The following is an 18,359-nucleotide window of genomic DNA, read 5'->3' on the forward strand; positions in this document are numbered from 1 at the left end:
TCGCTATGGCAACCATGCAACTGACAACCGCCCTGTTGGGTGTTGGGCTGGCCGTGTTGATTCTCTATCTCATCCGGCGTGACCACCTGTACCTCATGCATGGGCTGTTCTGGGTTGTGGTCGCCGTATCGGCCGCTTTCCTCGGGGCGTGGCCCGGCCTCATCGACGTATTGGCGCGTTGGATCGGGTTCAGTTACCCACCAGCGCTTCTGCTGTTACTTGCCAGTATGGTGTTGTTCGTGAAGGCATTGCACGCAGACATGGTGAATACGCGCGTTGAGCGGGACGTGCGAAGGCTCAACCAGAGACTGGCCCTATTGGAAGCAGATATCGAAAGTGTGCGTTACTCAACCCGCACAGATTCCGACCAACAGCCGTAAACCATGCTGCTTCCAGTCATTTTATGTGGTGGTTCAGGTACGCGCTTGTGGCCGCTTTCACGCGAAAGCCATCCCAAACAGTTTTTAGCTCTGACCTCGGAGCAAACCATGCTGCAACAGACGGCACAAAGGGTGGTAGGCCTCTGTTCGTCAATTCAGCAAGCCCCCGGGCCCGTCCTCGTATGTAATGAGGCGCACCGGTTTCTAGCCGCAGCACAATTAACGGAATGCGGGATAAGCCCGACGGCGATTATCCTCGAGCATTCCGCGCGCAACACCGCCCCTGCTTTGACAATTGCAGCGCTGCAGGCAAGATCAGATGGAACCGATCCGGTCATTCTGGCTATGCCGGCTGATCATGTGATATCCGACCTTGCAGTATTCCAAAAAGCAGTGGCGGATGGGTATGAAGAGGCTACCCGTGGAACAATTGTGACATTTGGCGTGGCGCCTGAATATCCCGAGACCGGCTATGGCTACATTCATTACCATCCAGATTTTTCGGGGGCACTATTGCCTGTAAGGAGTTTTACTGAAAAGCCTAACCACGCCCTAGCCACTCAGTATGTAGAGTCCGGCAATTACTTGTGGAATAGTGGCATTTTCATGTTACGTGCGAGCATTTGGCTGAAAGCTGTAAAGAGAACGAGGCTTGACATCCACAGTGCCTGCGAGCTGGCCATGCAGAAGGCCCGTTATGACTTAGATTTCATTCGTCCCGACGCCGAGGCCTTTGAAAGCTGTCCTTCAGAATCGGTGGATTACGCAGTGCTGGAAACACTGGCGTCCCATCCGGAGTGGGGGGTTCCGATGGCTGTAGCCCCCATGCTTGCGGGATGGTCTGATGTTGGCGCCTGGGACGCACTTTGGCGTGTGAGCGATCAAGACGCCAATGGTAACGTCTTGAAGGGGACTGCTGTAGTAGAGCACGAGTGCTCGAATTCCTTGTTGATGTCAACCAGCCGATTAGTTGCAGGAGTGGGGCTGGAAAATCTCATCGTGGTGGAAACACCTGATGCTATTTTGGTTGTGAACAAGAACCATACTCAAGGAGTTAAACCTGTGGTAGCAAATTTGACACACAGGCGTGATTCATTGGTGCATCAACACCGGAAGGTGCACCGCCCATGGGGTTGGTATGACCGCCTCGATCAGGGGGAGGGGTTTCAAGTCAAGCGAATCGTTGTTAATCCCGGTTCCAGCCTTAGTTTACAAATGCATAAGCATCGTGCAGAGCACTGGGTAGTGGTTGAAGGAGTGGCTGATGTGACACGCGGTGACGATTCGTTCCAGCTCCAGGAAAACGAGTCCACGTACATAAAGGTCGGTCAAGTACATCGGTTGTCCAATCCCGGTGCGCGACCACTGGTAATTATAGAAATTCAGTCGGGCAGTTATCTGGGAGAAGACGATATAGTTCGGTTTGAAGATGCATATGGTCGTATGTCACCGTGAAAAGGTATTCGTGATCAAAGCACAAGTTCAGAAAGCGCAGACGGTAGCTGAAAGGCTGCGCCTTGAAGGGCGTGAGTCGCTCGGACTAGGGATTGGGGTGTTGGTAATCAACTACAACACAGCTGCGCAAACGTTGCGCTGCCTCGAGTCAATTCAACAATCGAGCACTCCGCCAGACTGGGTTTTTGTGTTGGACAACGCATCGGCTTCAGCTGACTACGAACGCTTAGTTCAGCACGCACGGTCTCCTGAAACCGGCACTTTCGCGATCTTTCGTTCAGAGACGAACTTGGGTTTTGCGCAGGGTAGTAACGTGCTAATCGATCTTCTGCTTCAAAATCCGGAATGCCACTACGTCATGTTGTTGAACAATGACGCCGTTGCAGAGCCTGCAATGCTTGCATTGTTGAAGGAAGCGTTAGAAAAAGCAGGAGATGACGCCGGCATTGCTGGTGGACGTATGCACAAGTTATCCCACCCTGAACAAGTCGACACGTTGGGCATCGCCCTCTATGCCAGTTTGATGCCCGCCGACCGGAAAACACTAGACGATGTGTTCCTCGGTCCCACTGGAGGATGCAGCATGCTTCAGAGAAAGTTGATCGAACGATTAAAGACAACTTTCGGGTATTGCTTTGACCCGCGTTATTTTTGCTATTGTGAAGATACAGACTTGGTGATCAGGACAGTTTTGCTAGGTTACAAGCCGATTTATTTGGATCGGCTGGTTGCCTTGCACGAGGGTCAGGCAAGCAGCGGCGGAACATACAATTCTTTCATAGCCTATCATGGTTTGCGGAATGCCATATGGATGCATGCCAAGCTAATTCCTGCAAATATACTGCTAAGAAAGTGTTTGTACCTGCTCACTGCGCATATGTTTATGTTCGCACGATACGCCGTTTCTGGTAACTTATTGTTAGTAATAAAAATATATCGAGATGTTTTAATAAAAATGCCTGAGTTTTTATCAGAAAGAAGGCGGTTAAAAGAATATCTTGCCGAGGGTGGGCCTAATTTGGGTGAAAGCATCACAAAACGCTTTTACAGGAAAGGTTACCTCCTGTCCTTGCTTAGAGGTGGCAAAGTATAAACGCCGCTGTAAAAATGGAATTGAGTGTTTTTGCTGTGATTCTATTTTTGCACTGTCGCTCGATGGCACTGGCCGCGCGTGGTCAGGTCCGTGTGTTTACAAGGCACATTTTGACTAGAAGGTTCGATAATGCAGGAATTTAGTGCTACACCTCGAGAAATGTTTTTGAGTATGTGGCGAAATCGGGATTTGATTGCGGCATCTGCAAAGCGAGAGATTTTGGGGCGCTATCGGGGTTCGGCGATGGGGATAATGTGGTCGCTGTTCAACCCAGTCTTCATGCTGGTCATATATACGTTCGTTTTCAGTGTGATTTTTAAAGCGCGTTGGACAGCTGGAGGGGAGTCAAAAACCGAATTCGCTTTGGTGTTGTTTGTGGGACTGATTATATTTAACATTTTTTCGGAATGTGTCAGTCGCGCTCCGACGTTCATATTATCCAATGTTAACTACGTAAAGAAGGTCGTCTTTCCGTTGGAGATATTGCCCTTTGTAGGGTTGCTAGCAGCGCTCTTCCACGGTGTTATTAGTATTGGAGTGTGGCTGGCGGCATATATAATATTTTTTGGGATTCCCCATGCCACCTTTTTCTATCTGCCGTTGATTTTGTTTCCTCTTGCTCTTTTCGTCGTGGGACTAAGCTGGCTGCTTTCGTCCTTAGGAGTCTACTTGCGAGATGTTGGGCAGTTCGTGGGTATTATCATAGCTGTTTTAATGTTTATGAGCCCCATCTTTTATCCTATTACGTCATTGCCAGAGAACTATCGGCATTTGCTTTATCTGAATCCGTTGACCGGTGTTATAGAACAAGCCCGTGCGATTCTATATTTTGGCAACAATCCTGACTTCAAGCTGCTTGCAGGATATTGGGGAGCGTCGTTTGCGTTGGCATGGATAGGCTTTGCTTGGTTTCAAAAGACGCGCAAAGGATTTTCCGATGTCCTCTGACAATTCAATTCACGTTGAGCGGTTGAGCAAATGTTTTCAAATATATGAGCAGCCGCGCGATCGACTCAAACAATTTATATATCCCAGATTGCGCAAGCTCGTTGGTGTCGAGGAAAAAAAATTCTACAGAGAGTTCTGGGCTCTTCGCGATATTAATTTTTCGATAGAGAAAGGCGAGACGGTTGGGATTATTGGGCGCAACGGAAGTGGTAAGTCAACACTCTTGCAAATCATATGCGGTACCTTAAGTGCAACGACCGGCGAAGTGAGTAAAAAAGGGCGGGTGGCTGCGTTGTTGGAGCTGGGCTCAGGCTTTAATCCAGAATTTACCGGTCGTGAAAACGTCTACATGAATGCAAGTGTACTTGGGTTGAATCGACGAGAGATCGAAGAAAGGTTTGACGACATTATTGGCTTTGCCGATATTGGGCAATTCATAGATCAGCCCGTAAAAACTTACTCTAGTGGAATGGTTGTGCGGCTCGCTTTCGCAGTTCAGTCCCAGATCGAGCCGGACATACTCATAGTAGACGAGGCACTATCGGTGGGCGATGCCAGATTTCAAGCAAAGTGTTTTGACAGACTTAAAAAGCTCAAAGATAGTGGAACAAGCATACTGTTGGTTACTCACTCAAGCGAACAGATTGTAACTCACTGCAATCGTGCGCTGTTAATAAACGATGGCATTTTGATAGAAACGGGTGAGCCCCGTCGGATTGTTAATCGTTACTTAGATCTTCTGTTTGGTCGGGAGCAAAAACTACCGCATCAAGCTGGCGGAGTTGTCGCGCACGTAAACGGATTGACTGACTTGGATAAATATCCTGTCAGTTCGACGGACGACTTATTCTCAACACGACCGAATTTCAATGTTGGTGAGTTTAGATGGGGTGATGGGTCCGGGCGCATCCTCGATTTCTTCTTGTCCGCAGATGAGGAGCTATACCCTTCATCGGTAATGACTGGCCAAAAGTTGATCCTTGCAGTTTCCCTCGAATTTCTAGCCCACATGGTACGTCCTATCCTCGGATTTACCGTTAAAACCAAAGAAGGCGTGACAGTTTACGGGACGAACTCAGAAATGCTAAATGTTGAGGGTTTTGAGTTTATCGGGCAGAAAGGCTCTACCGCAGTCGCAGAAATAAAGTTTCGTTGTGATCTCGCGCCAGGAGACTATTTTGTGTCATTAGGTTTAGCCAGTCGCGAGGGCGCAGATGTTGTGCCGCATGATCGCCGGTATGATTCCATTCATCTTCACATTTCCCACGAAACAAGTTTTCACGGGCTTGTAAATCTGCAAGCCAAAATAAGTCTGAGTTAATGCTATGAAAAGAATGCTGGAAAGTTTGGGTTATCAGCAACATCCGGAAACCGGTGTTTGGACTGCCTTAGGATACGGCGGTATCGCCTACAGTGATGGGGATGAGATTGAGCAGCGCATGGCGCAGGTCATGCTTGACGCAAAAGATTTAAGTGTTTTATCAGATAACTTAAAGGAATACATCACTGACTGGCCGTCGCTGTATCATCTAAGCAGCAGTCGAGCCAATCTACTTCGGCCCTTCGCCAACCGTCTGACAGGCGCAGCGGTTCTGGAGATCGGCGCTGGTTGTGGGGCCATTACCCGATATCTCGGAGAGAGCGGTGCTCACGTCTTGGCGCTGGAGGGGTCGCCGCGACGCGCGGCAATTGCACGTGCTAGGACACGTGAACTGCCGCATATCGAGGTGCTCGCAGAACGATTCGATCAGTTTACCTGTGAACAAAAGTTTGACGTAATAACTCTAATTGGCGTCCTTGAATACGCAAACCAATTTACTCCTGGGGAAAATCCAGCGTTGGAAATGTTGAGGCGTGCCCGTTCACTGCTCCAGCCTGGCGGGCTATTGATTATTGCCATTGAAAATCAGCTAGGCCTCAAATACTGGGCCGGTGCTCCAGAGGACCATTTGGGAGTGCCGATGTATGGAATCGAAGGTCGGTACCGATGTGACGAGCCCCAAACGTATGGCCGGAAGGTGTTGGCTGAAATGCTGTCCCGCGCAGGTTTCAACCGAGCTGATTTCCTGTCACCTTTGCCTGACTACAAGCTGCCGATATCGATTTTGACGCCTGGCGGAATGGCGAGTGATGATTTCGATGCAGCTGCTATTGCATCTCAAAGTGTGCGACTCGACCCACAATTACCGAAGGCGCCGACATTCTCGCCAGAACTGGCTTGGCCGAGTGTCATGCTAAACCAACTGGGTACTGACCTTGCTAATTCGTTTCTGATCGCCGCTGGCGACTCAGGGCGTCCGTTAGTGGAGTCGGGCGTGCTGGCATACCACTACAGCACCGGGCGCGCTCGCGGTCATTGTAAACAGACAATATTTCGGCGGTCTGAGAGCGGCGGCATTGATGTGTACTGCAATCTACTTGAGCCGGTTCCCACAGATGTGCAACCATGTCTCTTGTCATTACAACTGCCCGGACAGACTTCTTATGTTCACGGTCAACTGCTATCAAGCGAACTTACTCAACTGGTGACACGCGAAGACTGGTCCATAGATGCAGTGGGCAGCTTCCTAAAGCAATATCTCTCAATTGTCAGCGAGATCGCGTTTGCAGACCGCCGGATCCATCTGGTTGCCTCAGTGCATTCACTACTGCCGGGAAATTGTTTCGATTTAGTCCCACAGAACATCATCCGTGACACTCACGGGAGCTATCAAGCAATTGATCGTGAATGGATACTAGAGCATGAAATGCCGGTTGGTTGGCTGTTATTTCGCACACTACTTCTACTGACTCAAAATGTGACGCAGTTCGGCAAGCCGAAAATTAAATTTGGGAATACCCGGCGAGATTTTTTTCTGGCAGCTTTCCTCAGTGCAGGTTTTGAGGTGGATTCAGCGACGCTCGAGTCGTTCGCCCAACTGGAGAGCTCTGCACAGTCTGAAGCTACAGGCCGGACGGTAGCATCACTTGCCAATTGGTGGGCTGACTCACCGCTACCGATCAAGGGCGTTGCCGAGCCCAATCCGGAGAACGATAGCAGTGCGGATGCTCTGGCCTTAAAAATTACGTGCTTGGAAGAAGAAAAAGGGGATCTGCAATTTCGACTTGAGGGGCAAGCGCAATCCAAGCTAGATTTGGAATGGAAGATAGGTCAATTGAATGATCAAATAGCTCGCAAAAATCAAGATATTGCCGATTTGCAAAAATCTCTACAGGATATCCGAGCAAGCAAGATCTGGCGATTGACAAGTCCATTGCGCATGATGCCAACTGGTATCGGGGGAGAGGTAATTGAAGCCAAATTGCTGCCTGATGCCATTAAAATCGGTGGTGGCTTAATTCCCACGCTCCGTACAGCAATAAAGGTGTTGCGGAATGAAGGGATGGAGGGTATCCGCTGGCGTATGTCAAATGTCCGGCAATTGCAGCGTGGGGAAGAGGCGATTCAGTCTGCACTCATTCCCGAGACGCGGTTAAATGATATTCCTCAAATCATACCGTACTATCCTGACCCACGGTGGGATAACGAGCCGCGCGGGCAGTCGGAAAAGTCTTTACATTTCGCCCTGCACTGCTATCTCGGTGAACAGGTCGACGCCTTAACGGTGGTTCGACTATTAGAATCCATCCCTTTTGGATTCGATCTCTACGTTTCTGTTGCCGGTCATCAGGATGCAAACGTATTGCTTCGCACTCTGAAAGAATCATTGTCGCTTGCTGGGGTCATTCGCGTAGTAAAATTATCTGCTAGTGCCCGGCCTTTCGCTTCACTGATAAATTGCTTCGGGCGCGATTTAAGCAATTATCCTACGTTTGGTCATCTCAGCTTTGTCGGGGGCGATAATCACGCCCCGCAGAGCCTTATCGGTCCGCAAGGCTGCACCGGGGGTAGACTGAGTCACCTAGTTGCGTTGATGACTGATGAAGTCTCACTGATACTGGGTGAAAGACGCTTAGCTCAGTCTGAACCAAAATCGGTAGCCAAGAAGGACTGGGTTGAACGTCTAATCAAGGCTGGCAATATAAATATAGTTGCTGATTGTGGAAGCTGGCATCTACACGGTAATGACGCGTTTCTCGCAAAAAAAGCGGTTTTGCGTGAAATGCGTGAGGCTGTACAGCGCTTAGATCCTGAGGGTAATAATGCTGGTGACTCTGAGCAATATCTATCTGATGCATTGGATGCGGTACTCCCAGCCTTCGCTCATTCACCGTCTGGGAAGATCTTGCAGATTCAGTCCCGTGAGAGCGTAGCTGACTTCCCCTACTATGAGCCGCAAGTCAACTATGCGAGATCAATTGTGCATAAGGACGTGCGGGTGCTGTCCTATTACCTGCCACAGTTTCATCCTACGCCAGAAAACGACGAATGGCATGGCACAGGGTTTACCGAATGGACGAAGGTGCGAGCGGCAAATCCTCTATTTAAAGGTCACTATCAACAGCATATTCCGCACTCTGATATCGGATATTACTTGCTAGATTCGCCAGATGTCCTGCGCAGGCAAGTAAGTGAAATGCGCCGAGCTGGAGTGCATGGGCAGGTCTTTTATCACTACTGGTTCTCGGGGAGAATGATCTTAGAAAAGCCCGCTCAAATGCTGCTTTCTCACCCAGATATCGCTATGCCCTTCTGCTTTTGCTGGGCTAACGAAAACTGGACACGCCGGTGGGATGGAAATGAGCGCGAGATTTTGCTGGGCCAGACGTACTCGGCAGACGATGCCAAGGCTTTTATACGCTATTTGATTCCATACTTTAAAGACTCAAGATATATCCGGGTTGGTACGAGACCGGTGCTCATGGTGTACCGACCGTCATCGATACCAAATCCATCGGAATACATAGGCATTTGGGCCGAAGAGTGCGCGAGCGCAGGTGTCGACATCCCGTACGTAGTCGCAGTCCTCACCCGTGGAGCTACCAACCCAAATGATTTCCAGATGGATGCTGGCACAGAACGTGTTCTTCACGACTGGACAGACGGCAACGTAGAAGACCAGCGTTCATCGTTGCAAGCTTACTGGCCAATGACGGGGGGTGTGCTGTCCTACGATGATGTGCGAAATTTTTACACGGCACAGCGCGATCGCAAACCTTTCGATTACTTCCGTTCGACAGTACCCATGTGGGACAACACTGCGCGTTACGGTACTGGTGCCTTACTTTTACACGGTAGTACGCCTGAGAGCTTTCAGCGGTGGATGGAGGAGGCGATAGCTGACGCTGAGGCGAACCTCCCATCGGATCGTCGCTTTGTGATCGTGAACGCGTGGAATGAATGGGCGGAGGGCACCCATCTGGAGCCCGATGCCCGCTATGGATATAGTTATTTGAATTCGGTTGGGCGTGCGCTTTCTGGAATTTCCTTTGAAAGTCAATTGAATTACGATGCGGAGCTTCCTAAGGATCTGCGAGTACACATCGATTTGTCTCCTTCGGTCAAAGGACAAATCGACACAGACAGAGGTGTTCGGCGTAGACTGCTCTATAGCCTTAGAAAATCGACTATCTTCGGCAAATATCGCATTGGATGCGACGATTCTTCGCTTGAATATGAACTGCCCTCTGCTCAAGTAGAGAGCAGAAAGGAAGCAGACGTTGTCATTACTATCAACATAGCTTGCATCTTCAGTAAGCAAGTGCTCGAGAAGATGATTTCTACTGCTTGGGGTCTTAAATCTACCGTCGTTCCTAATTTTTACGGAGATAATTCTGACCTCGCCGCAGTGGCGAAAAATGGCGCAGTAGCAAATTCTGTTTTGCTGCAAGCTCCGATTAGGGTTGATCTGGGTAAGAATTTTATTGCGCGTCGTAACACTGCAGTGAGAATGCGGACGGACAGTTGGTGTTTTGAGATTAAACCAGACACCGTGCAGCCGGACCAGCTACCGATGGTTACTACCATCGTGAGAGTTCATGAAGATGCTGATCTGGATGAGTTAGAAAACGCTCTATCTTGCTTAAATGCAATGAGGAATTGTGCAGTGTTGCCGCTCATTGCGACGCAGAATTTCAACGATTTAAAAGCTGAGAAATTAACCGCTATTTTGGCGAACTTTCATTGGGCGGAAGGAGTTTGCCCGATGATTCACAGGTACGAGACCAGCAATGGTATTAGAGACCTTCGGTCAGTTATGCTAAACGAATCATTGAAGAAGGTTGCTACCCAGTACTGTGCATTTTTGGACTACGACGACCTACTATTCCCAAGTGCTTACGCCACACTTATCGATAGGATCAAGGCGTCTGGCAAGAGCGTGGCGTTCGGTCGGGTTTTTTCCACAAGTCGTGAGTCAGTCCAAAAAGTTCTCGTTAAACGCGAAAAGGCTTTCCAATATGGCTACTCGTATAAAGACTTTGTCGGGTGTAATCATGCTCCTCTACATAGTTTTTTGTTTGATATTAGCAAAATGGATTTATCTGGCTTGAAGTATTTTCCAGACCAGAAGTACATGGAGGATTATCTGCTAACTTTGCAGATTTTCAGTGAGCGCAATGCCGATTGGGATGGTCTTTCCATGAATATATATATTGGTGATTATATCCATAGTTCCGACCGGGAGCATACGCTGGCAATCAGCGATCCAGAATTCCGACAGCAGCTTTTCTCAAATGCAGAGTATTTGAGATGTGAGGGCAGGATAAAAGAGTTGCGAAAAAAATTGACTTCTTAATTTTGATTTTTTTAAAGTTGCGCTAGATATATCCGATTTTTATTTAAGGTGTCCTATAGGTGAACCGCTCAGAACCCAGCCCCTCTCTCTTTTACTGAGAACGCGTGAGTCCGCCGTAGCCATGACCACCCCCGGAGTGCCCTGAAGTTCGGCCTGTTTGCGGAGGCCTCGCGCCAGCACAAAAGGGATGAGTTGGGCGATCCGCTGGAGGTCATCGCGCGGCACAGTGACTTTGCGGAGTTAGCGCGGCTGGTGGGTGCGTTCATCGAGCGTGGCGACGGCGGTAAAGGCGGCCTGCCTGCGTACCCTTCCGAGGCGATGGTGCGCATCCTGCCCTTGAAGCGCCTGAATAACCTGTCGGACGAGCAGATGGTATATCCGTTGCAGGACCGGGCAACCTATCAGCGCTTTTGTCTGCTCCAAGACGCGTTGAACGTGTCGGACCGCAACATGATCTGGCGCTTCGGCGAGCGCCTGGGCGTGGATGGGGCGACGGCGTTGTTCCTGGGGGTGGATGCGCAAGTGAAGTGCCACGGCTACATCGCCCGGGGCGGAAATGCCATCAATGCCACGCTGGTGCCCGCGCCCCGCCAGCGCCTAAACAGTCCGCCCTGAACAACCCGTAAGCCATTGATCTGACTTGAAGTTCTTCGGCTTGCCATGCGCAGGATTTGCAAGGTATGGTTCTGCCAGCCCCTGTTTTCTTGCAAATTCCTCCGAGGATTCCGATGGGTCCGAAGCCTTCGCAGCCACAAACAGCCGAGTTGTTCCGTCCCAGGCTGGACGAGCAGATCAACATGCAGCACCCGCTGGTCAAGCTGGCCGCGCTGATCGACTGGAGCGAGATCGAGCGCACGTTCGCGGTGCCCTTCACCTCCGGGCGTGGCCGGCCCGCCTTGCCGCCCCGGCTGGTCGCCGGGCTGCTGTACCTGCAGCACACCTTCGATGCCTCCGACGAAGCCGTGGTGAATACCTGGGTGGAGAACCCGTACTGGCAGTTCTTCTGCGGCGAGACCTACCTGCAGACCGAGGCCCCCATCGACCCGTCCAGCCTCACGCGCTGGAGAAAGCGCATCGGCGAGGAAGGCGTGGAGACGCTGCTGGCGGCCAGCATCGATGCGGCCCGGCGGGGCGGTGTGATCCAGAAGGCCAGCGTGCAGCAGGTGATCGTGGACACCACCGTCATGCCCAAGGCCATCGCCCATCCCACCGACAGCCGCTTGCTGGACAGGAGCCGCCAGCACCTGGTCAAGGTGGCCGAGGAGAACGGGCTGCGGCTGCGCCAGAACTACAACCGGGTGGCCCCGCGCCTGGCCGCGCAGATCGGGCGATACGCGCACGCCAAACAATTCAAGCGCATGCGCCGCGCGGTGCGCACGCTGCGCACCCGTGTGGGCCGCGTGCACCACGAGGTGCAGCGCCAACTGCACGTACTGCCCGAAGCGGTTCAGGCCAAGGTTCAGGAACTGCTGCAACGCACCGGCCGCATCCTGACCCAACGCACGAAGGACAAGAACAAGTTGTACGCCCTGCATGCACCCGAGGTGGAATGCATCAGCAAGGGCAAAGCCCGAACCCCTTACGAATTCGGCGTGAAGGTCAGCATCGCCACCACGCTCAAGGAAGGGCTGGTGGTGGGCATGCGCTCCATGCCTGGCAACCCCTACGACGGCTACACGTTGGCCGAGACCTTGGAGCAAGTGGGCATCCTCACCGGCACGGACAAGCCGCCGGCCACGGCCATCGTGGACAAGGGCTACCAGGGCGTGGAGATCGAGGGCGTGCGCATCCTGCGCTCAGGGCAGAAGCGGGGCATCACCAAAACCCTCAAAGCCATGATCAAGCGACGAAGCGCCATCGAGCCGGCCATCGGGCACATGAAGATGGATGGGCGCCTCGCGCGCAACCCGCTCAAGGGGGCGCTGGGGGATGCGCTGCATGCGTTGATGTGCGGCGCGGGGCACAACCTGCGCCTGATCCTGGCCGCGCTGCGGCTTTTATGCGCCCGCTTCGGGCTGTCGATGCGGGTGGTCATTGCCGCGTTGAGCGCCCCTTCGCTCAACAACAGATCTGCCTACGGCTGAAAACCGAATTGTTCAGGGCGGACTATTTATCATGAGCTGTTGACGGGCGCAGTCCTTTTCTCTTAAAAGATGGAGCCTAGCAAAATTCGTCGGCACATGGAGGTGGCTTGGTCACCAATTGCTCCCATTCAGATAATTCCATTTATCAAGTTGATTGGCAAATGGTGTTTTTTGGGAGCGTCGGCGCGAACTGCAGGGCTAGTTATCTTAAGAAGAAATTTCCGATCTCGGTCTGGTTTTTCCGCTCTTTCTAAAATGTGCGATAGCTAATAAAGAAGAGAAAACCATATACCTCACGGCGTTGATCCACGACTTAAATATCTTTGATCTGGCTAAATTAGATGTGCGTAGGGTTAGGCCCACCTCGGCAATGTGAAGTCCCCCGCGTTGCATAAGCATAAGCATACCGAGATCTTGATAATCTAATAAGGTCGCTTCCACAGAGGCGGCAATTTTTATGGCCTGCCAGTTATAAACTCTAAAACTGGTTATAAATTCTCGGAGGTTTACGCCGGTAAGCCACCTCAGCCATATCCATGCGACAGTTCGTAGAAAACTATTTTTTTCTGGGAAATAACCCAAGGCAACGTCCGAATTTTTGCTCGAAGCCAGTAATTCCGGTAACTCCTCTACGTCGTAGAGATTATCGGTGTCAATAGTTACCACACAACCGAAGCCTCGACTTCGTGCGTATCTAAGGCCAGTTTGTAAATTTCCCCAACTGGTCATTTCGAGCAATGGCCGAAGTACCACTGCGCCACATTGTTGAGCTATGTGACCGGTGGCGTCCGTGCTGCGGCTATCAACAACCAACACTTTTGCGCCTACCGATCTGCGCACACTGTTGACAATGCGGGCAATGTCGCGCTCGTTATTACGCGCTGAAATCACTACAAGAATTTCGTTGCGTGCATCTGCATTGTAGATATTTGGAACCACGCCTCGATAGTGGCGAGTAATAGTTCTTGCGCAAGGCTCGATGCTGAATAGCTGACGGAGAGAGGCCGCACCGTTTCTCGCGAATTTGTGACGCAACTCCACGTCATGATGCAAGCGAGCAATGGAACTGCGCCATGCGGCAACATCCTCGAAAGGAACGTGCATGCCTCCCCGCGCCTGTGTAACCACCCATGGCATGCCAGAACCTGGCAAGTCTGTCACCAGGCACGCCCGACTGTGTTGCATGGCCTCCAGCAAGACGATTCCAAACGCTTCTGTGCGTTCGCGCGACGCCAGGCAGAAAAGGTCGCACCCTTCCAGCAGCGCGTGTTTCAGCGTCTCGTCCACAGCGCCCAGCAAATGCACGCGTGCGGGCTGCTGTCCCTGAGGTCGATGGCGTTCGATCAGCGCTTGCAACTCGTCGCGCAGCTCGCCATCACCCGCAATGAGCAATTCGACCCCCGGCAGTTCGCTCACGGCGTGAATCAGGGTCTCAAAGCCTTTGTAATATGTCAGGCGGCCTATAGATAGCAGTTTGAACTGTGTATCTGGTTGCCAGCTGGGGCTGGCAGGCGCACCCGGCGGGGCGTTAGACAGCGGGGCAGGGGCGGGCGCCTTCAGGTTGATTCCCAGCGGCACGACCTCACACTTGTCGCGCCACGGTCTGAGAGCAGGGCTGGCCTGCAGGTAGGGTGGGGAGGTGGCGAATATCTGTTGCGATCGCTCAAGCAGCGCCTGCTCGAATGGGCGGTAGACAAGGTATGCCAGGGCCACTGACCATTTGATGTTGGAAACCACCACATCGGAATGCCAGTGCACCACCCACGGCACCTTCCGCGCGCTCGGCAATGTCAGTGCCCACAAGGCCGAGTTGTTCGGCATGTGGATATGCAGCACATCTGGCTGGACGCGGTCAATCGCGCGACTCAGGGCGCGCCGGAAATTGAGCGCGATGGGTGCATAGCTCAGGTTGAATTGCACCGGCACCCGCTCTACCCAGGGTGGGTCCTCAGGCAGCGGGTCGCCGTGAACTAAGGCATGGGCGTCGATGCCCTGACGCCGCTGCTCCTGAAGCAGGTCGTCCAAAAAAACTTCCATGCCGCCCCGATAAGGGGGCAAGTATTTCCCGACATGCAATATGCGCAGAGCCATGGGTCTGCTGCTCCCGCTCAGGGCTTTTTGCCAGAATCGGCAATCTGCGCCCGCACCTGCGGGTACTGCGGGTTGCGCGGGTCGAGCGCTATCGCCCGGTCCATCGCTTTGACCGCATCGCTGCTGCGGCCTGCTCCGCGCAGCGCCATGGCACGTCCGTAATAGGCTACGGCGGCATTGGGGGTCTTCGCGATGATCTGGTCGAAGGTGGCCAGCGCGGCCTGGGTTTCCCCCTTGCCGACCTGCGCCATCCCCGTACCCAGCAACACGCGCTGGCTGAAGCCCTCGGTCTGGCGCAGCACGGCGAAGTCCTGCAGGGCTTCGTCGAAGCGATTGGCGCCAATGGCAGCTTCTGCGCGGCGCAGGCGCATGGCTTCGCGCATGCGCGTCACGTCGTCGCCAGTCACGCCTTCTGCCGATCGTTGCATGCCCCGGTTGAAGCTTTCATACGCTGCCGCGAACTGGCCGAGTGCGAACTCCGATTCGCCCCGGTGGTAGTACAGCGGCAGATCCTTGAAACCCTGTTTTTCTGCTTCGACCCAGGCCGCAATGGCTTCCGCGTGCTTTTTCTGCTGCTGCAGCGCAACGCCCACGTTGAACCGGGCGGCGCCGTTGAGTGCGCCCAGCGCGTCTGCCTTGAGGAGGTTGCGCTGCGCTTCGGCCACCAGGCCGCGGTCGAGCTGGTCGGCGCCCAGGTTCAGGAACGGGCGCCAGCGGCCCACGGCGTTGGGTGGCGCCGTCATGTCGATCTTCTCGGCCGCATCGCCCCATGCGGCGGCGTCGTCGCGCAAGGACATCACCCGCTCGAAGGCCAGCAGTCCGAGGCCGATACCGACTGCGATGCCCAGGATGTAGATGGTGCGAGGCTGCAGCCCGGTCAGGACGATGGACACCAGCACCGGGACGGCGATCGCCCACAGGTAGCTGCGGTAGAGCACGAAGGGGTCTTGCACCCAGACGGTGGCGAATTCCGTCACATAGAGCAGCAGCGGAAAGAGCAGTGCCACCCCGGCCAGACTCAGCACGCCCCGCCGGCGCATCACGCTCCAGATGGCGGCGCAGAGCAGTGCCAGGTACCCGACCACGCCCAGAATCTGGGGGAACGACCCATACGACAGGGGGAAAGCCGGCCGCAGGTCGACCGACATCCACATCACGTTCGGAATGAACCAGAGGAACCCATAGGCGAAGAACAGCGCGGCTTCGTTGATGATGCTCAGCGGGTACATGCGCTGGGTGATGCCCGGGCTGAGCTGTTCCAGCTGCCGCGCGAAATCGATTGAGCGCTGATCGAAGGCCTTGCCGATGAATTCGCCGTAAATGCCGAACAGCACGGCGGCGGCCAACAGAATCAGGGCGAACGAAGCACCACCGATGATGGCGACGGTTTTCCAGCTGGGCCGGCGCACATGGATATAGAGCGGCACCGCCATCGCGGCCACCATCACGGCGTGTTCCTTCGAGAGAACCGCAGCCACATAGCTGACGATGGCCGCGGCATACCAGCCCACAGCCCGCCCACGCTGCAGCCCGCAGACGAAGAACCAGCAGGCCAGCACCGCGAACAACGTCGCCATGAGAATGGAACGCTGGATCAGGTAGGCCACGGCGTAGACGGCCACCGGGTTCAGCGCGAAGACCGCAACGCCGACCTGCAGCGCCGCACGGCGCGATGAAAAGAAGTGAGGCTGGGCCTCGAATTCTTCCGGAAAGCGGGTGTGCGTCAGCAGCGCTCGCACCAGTCCATAGATCGCTGCCACCACCCCAAGATGCAGGGCGACGTTGACGGCGCGTTGCTTCCACCAGCCTTCGCCAAAAAGGTCCTGGCCCCAGACGAAGGTGCCATAGGAAAGCATCCGCTGCTTGAAGCGAAATAGGTCGCCGTATTCGTTGAAGATCAGGCCTTCGGTCAATCGAAGGTCGTCGAACAGCAGCTGGTTGTGCAGCCCGGGGAGATAGATCGCCAGCACGGCGGCAGTCAAGGCGATAGCGAAGATGTACGACGCTTTGGACGATTTGGCCATGGTCTTTAATGTTTGTGAGTCATTCACATTCCGCGCAAGCCCAACCCCCCGCAGATCGTGCGGCGGAGTTTACGGCATCGCGTCTCGCGTCCAGGCCCGTCCTCGGCCGACAGGGCCGGGTGGATATCCACTGTCCGGTTACACCAACCCCCCTTGGGTGGGGTGCCCGGGGGGTGCCGCGCCCGCTACCTTTCTGCGCTTTGCTTCACCGCCGCCCTGATTCCATGACGTCCACCTCACTGCCCGCTTCGTCCATCTCGTCCGCTTCGTCCGCATCGTCCGCCCGCTTCTGCGCCCGTCCTTCGTCCGGCAGCGCGCGACTCACCCTGCTGGCCACGGCCTGCGCCGCCACCCTGCTGCTGGCCGGCTGCGAGACMACCAACATGCGCATGGGCAGCCCCGACGCCAAGACCGTCGCCACCGGCGCTGCCGGCGGCGCCAGTGCCTCYGGCGAGAGCAGCGAGCTGCAAAAGTGCGCCGCCCCCCTCGGCACCGTCTCCCTCGTCGAGAACCAGGACGCCGGCTGGTACACCATCCTGCGCAACGAATACCGCCTGCCTCCCACCTCCAACCTGCTGCGCCCGGTCACCGCAATGCCCTTGTCCTTNCTGGTGAAACGCAGACCGAACGCACTCCGGCGAGAGCAGCGAGCTGCAAAAGTGCGCCGCCCCCCTCGGCACCGTCTCCCTCGTCGAGAACCAGGACGCCGGCTGGTACACCATCCTGCGCAACGAATACCGCCTGCCTCCCACCTCCAACCTGCTGCGCCTGCTGGTGCAGCAGTCCAACTGCTTCATCGTCGTGGAGCGCAGCGCCTCGGGCATGCGCGCCATGGACCGCGAGCGCCAGCTGATGGGCTCCGGCGAGATGCGCGGGGGCAGCAACTTCGGCCAGGGCCAGATGGTCGCCTCCGACTACGGCCTYTCGCCCGAGATCATCTTCTCCAATTCCGACGCGGGCGGCATCGGCGGRGCCCTCGGGGGCTTGCTGGGCGGCGGGCGCGGTGCGGCCATCGCCGCCATCGGCGGCAGCATGAAGACGCGCGAGGCGAGCGCCATGCTGACCCTGGTGGACAACCGCTCGGGCGTGCAGGTGTCGGCTTCCGAAGGCAGCGCGTCCAAGAGCGACTTCGCCGGATTCGGCGGCCTCTTTGGCGGCTCGGCGGGCGGCTCGCTCGGCGGCTACCAGAACACCGCCCAGGGCAAGGTGCTGACGGCCGCCTTCATGGACGCGTACAACCAGATGGTCGTGGCGCTGCGCAACTACAAGGCGCAGAGCGTGCAGGGCCAGGGCCTGGGCGGCGGCGGGCGCCTGTCGGTGGACGGGGCGGCTGCGCCCTCGCAGACCAAGGCCGGTGCCTCGATGTCCATGCGCCAGGCGCAGGAGCGCCTCTCCGCGCTGGGCTACAACGTGGGCACGCCGGATGGCGCGTCCGGCCCGCGCACGACCAAGGCGCTGCGCGAGTTCCAGAAGGACAAGGGCATTGCGGTGACCGGGCGCCTGGATACGGCGACGCAGGACGCGCTGTCGCGCTGACCGACCCTCCGGCGCGCAGCCATCGCTTGCGCGCCGGCTGCACCGAGCGGACCCGGCCCTGGCCGGGTCTT

At 54.8% G+C, this 18,359-nt stretch carries 10 protein-coding genes and 2 pseudogenes; 10 read left to right on the forward strand and 2 right to left on the reverse strand.

The annotated features are described in order from the left end of the window. Positions 1-5: 5 nt before the first annotated feature. The 8 genes from ASF94_RS01960 (at position 6) to ASF94_RS01990 (ending at position 12,637) form a co-directional block, all read left to right on the forward strand. A complete protein-coding gene (locus ASF94_RS01960) occupies positions 6-380 on the forward strand; it encodes a DUF2304 domain-containing protein (RefSeq protein WP_056660662.1) in 375 nt (124 codons plus the stop codon). A 3-nt stretch (positions 381-383) separates the two neighbouring features. Then, on the forward strand, positions 384-1,835 hold the full coding sequence (locus ASF94_RS01965) for a mannose-1-phosphate guanylyltransferase/mannose-6-phosphate isomerase (protein ID WP_056660665.1): 1,452 nt from the start codon (positions 384-386) through the stop codon (positions 1,833-1,835). 10 nt (positions 1,836-1,845) lie between these two features. Beyond that, positions 1,846-2,928: a glycosyltransferase family 2 protein gene (locus ASF94_RS20580; protein ID WP_235505214.1), complete on the forward strand. Its 1,083-nt coding sequence runs from the start codon at positions 1,846-1,848 to the stop codon at positions 2,926-2,928. A 129-nt stretch (positions 2,929-3,057) separates the two neighbouring features. Next, positions 3,058-3,876, forward strand: coding sequence for an ABC transporter permease (locus tag ASF94_RS01970; protein WP_056660668.1), 819 nt, complete (start codon positions 3,058-3,060; stop codon positions 3,874-3,876). Next, a complete protein-coding gene (locus tag ASF94_RS01975; RefSeq protein ID WP_056660670.1) occupies positions 3,866-5,197 on the forward strand; it encodes an ABC transporter ATP-binding protein in 1,332 nt (443 codons plus the stop codon). The genes ASF94_RS01970 and ASF94_RS01975 overlap by 11 nt, the downstream gene beginning before the upstream one ends. A gap of 4 nt (positions 5,198-5,201) precedes the next feature. Beyond that, positions 5,202-10,553, forward strand: coding sequence for a glycoside hydrolase family 99-like domain-containing protein (locus ASF94_RS01980; RefSeq protein ID WP_056660837.1), 5,352 nt, complete (start codon positions 5,202-5,204; stop codon positions 10,551-10,553). Between the two features lie 192 nt (positions 10,554-10,745). Further along, positions 10,746-11,168 carry a transposase gene (locus ASF94_RS01985; RefSeq protein ID WP_235505215.1) on the forward strand — a complete coding sequence of 141 codons (423 nt, stop codon included), beginning with the start codon at positions 10,746-10,748 and terminating at the stop codon, positions 11,166-11,168. Between the two features lie 113 nt (positions 11,169-11,281). After that, complete coding sequence (locus ASF94_RS01990) at positions 11,282-12,637, forward strand: IS5 family transposase (protein WP_056660673.1); 1,356 nt, start codon at positions 11,282-11,284, stop codon at positions 12,635-12,637. A gap of 207 nt (positions 12,638-12,844) precedes the next feature. Here the strand turns inward: ASF94_RS01990 and ASF94_RS20585 are convergent, their stop codons facing one another. Both ASF94_RS20585 and ASF94_RS02000 read right to left on the reverse strand, forming a co-directional pair. After that, positions 12,845-14,728, reverse strand: coding sequence for a glycosyltransferase (locus ASF94_RS20585; RefSeq protein ID WP_082492907.1), 1,884 nt, complete (start codon positions 14,726-14,728; stop codon positions 12,845-12,847). Between the two features lie 17 nt (positions 14,729-14,745). Beyond that, the gene (locus tag ASF94_RS02000) at positions 14,746-16,752 is read right to left on the reverse strand and encodes a tetratricopeptide repeat protein (protein WP_056660682.1); all 2,007 of its coding nucleotides are present in this window, start codon (positions 16,750-16,752) and stop codon (positions 14,746-14,748) included. A gap of 326 nt (positions 16,753-17,078) precedes the next feature. Between ASF94_RS02000 and ASF94_RS21950 the strand changes: the two are divergent. Together ASF94_RS21950 and ASF94_RS02010 are read left to right on the forward strand one after the other, a co-directional pair. Beyond that, positions 17,079-17,195 (forward strand): annotated as a pseudogene (locus ASF94_RS21950) (peptidoglycan-binding protein); the annotation flags it as partial. A 165-nt stretch (positions 17,196-17,360) separates the two neighbouring features. Further along, positions 17,361-18,288, forward strand: a pseudogene (locus ASF94_RS02010) (peptidoglycan-binding protein); the annotation flags it as partial. Positions 18,289-18,359 lie beyond the last annotated feature (71 nt).

This window comes from Acidovorax sp. Leaf160 (assembly GCF_001424265.1).
Taxonomy (GTDB): Bacteria; Pseudomonadota; Gammaproteobacteria; order Burkholderiales; family Burkholderiaceae_C; genus Paracidovorax.

Excerpts from the sequence above, each read along its gene's own strand:
- ASF94_RS01990 (WP_056660673.1), top strand. The coding sequence starts at position 11,282 with ATGGGTCCGAAGCCTTCGCAGCCACAAACAGCCGAGTTGTTCCGTCCC.
- ASF94_RS01965 (WP_056660665.1), top strand. The coding sequence starts at position 384 with ATGCTGCTTCCAGTCATTTTATGTGGTGGTTCAGGTACGCGCTTGTGG.
- ASF94_RS01970 (WP_056660668.1), top strand. The coding sequence starts at position 3,058 with ATGCAGGAATTTAGTGCTACACCTCGAGAAATGTTTTTGAGTATGTGG.
- ASF94_RS20585 (WP_082492907.1), bottom strand. The coding sequence starts at position 14,728 with ATGGCTCTGCGCATATTGCATGTCGGGAAATACTTGCCCCCTTATCGG.
- ASF94_RS02000 (WP_056660682.1), bottom strand. The coding sequence starts at position 16,752 with ATGGCCAAATCGTCCAAAGCGTCGTACATCTTCGCTATCGCCTTGACT.
- ASF94_RS01980 (WP_056660837.1), top strand. The coding sequence starts at position 5,202 with ATGAAAAGAATGCTGGAAAGTTTGGGTTATCAGCAACATCCGGAAACC.
- ASF94_RS01975 (WP_056660670.1), top strand. The coding sequence starts at position 3,866 with ATGTCCTCTGACAATTCAATTCACGTTGAGCGGTTGAGCAAATGTTTT.
- ASF94_RS01960 (WP_056660662.1), top strand. The coding sequence starts at position 6 with ATGGCAACCATGCAACTGACAACCGCCCTGTTGGGTGTTGGGCTGGCC.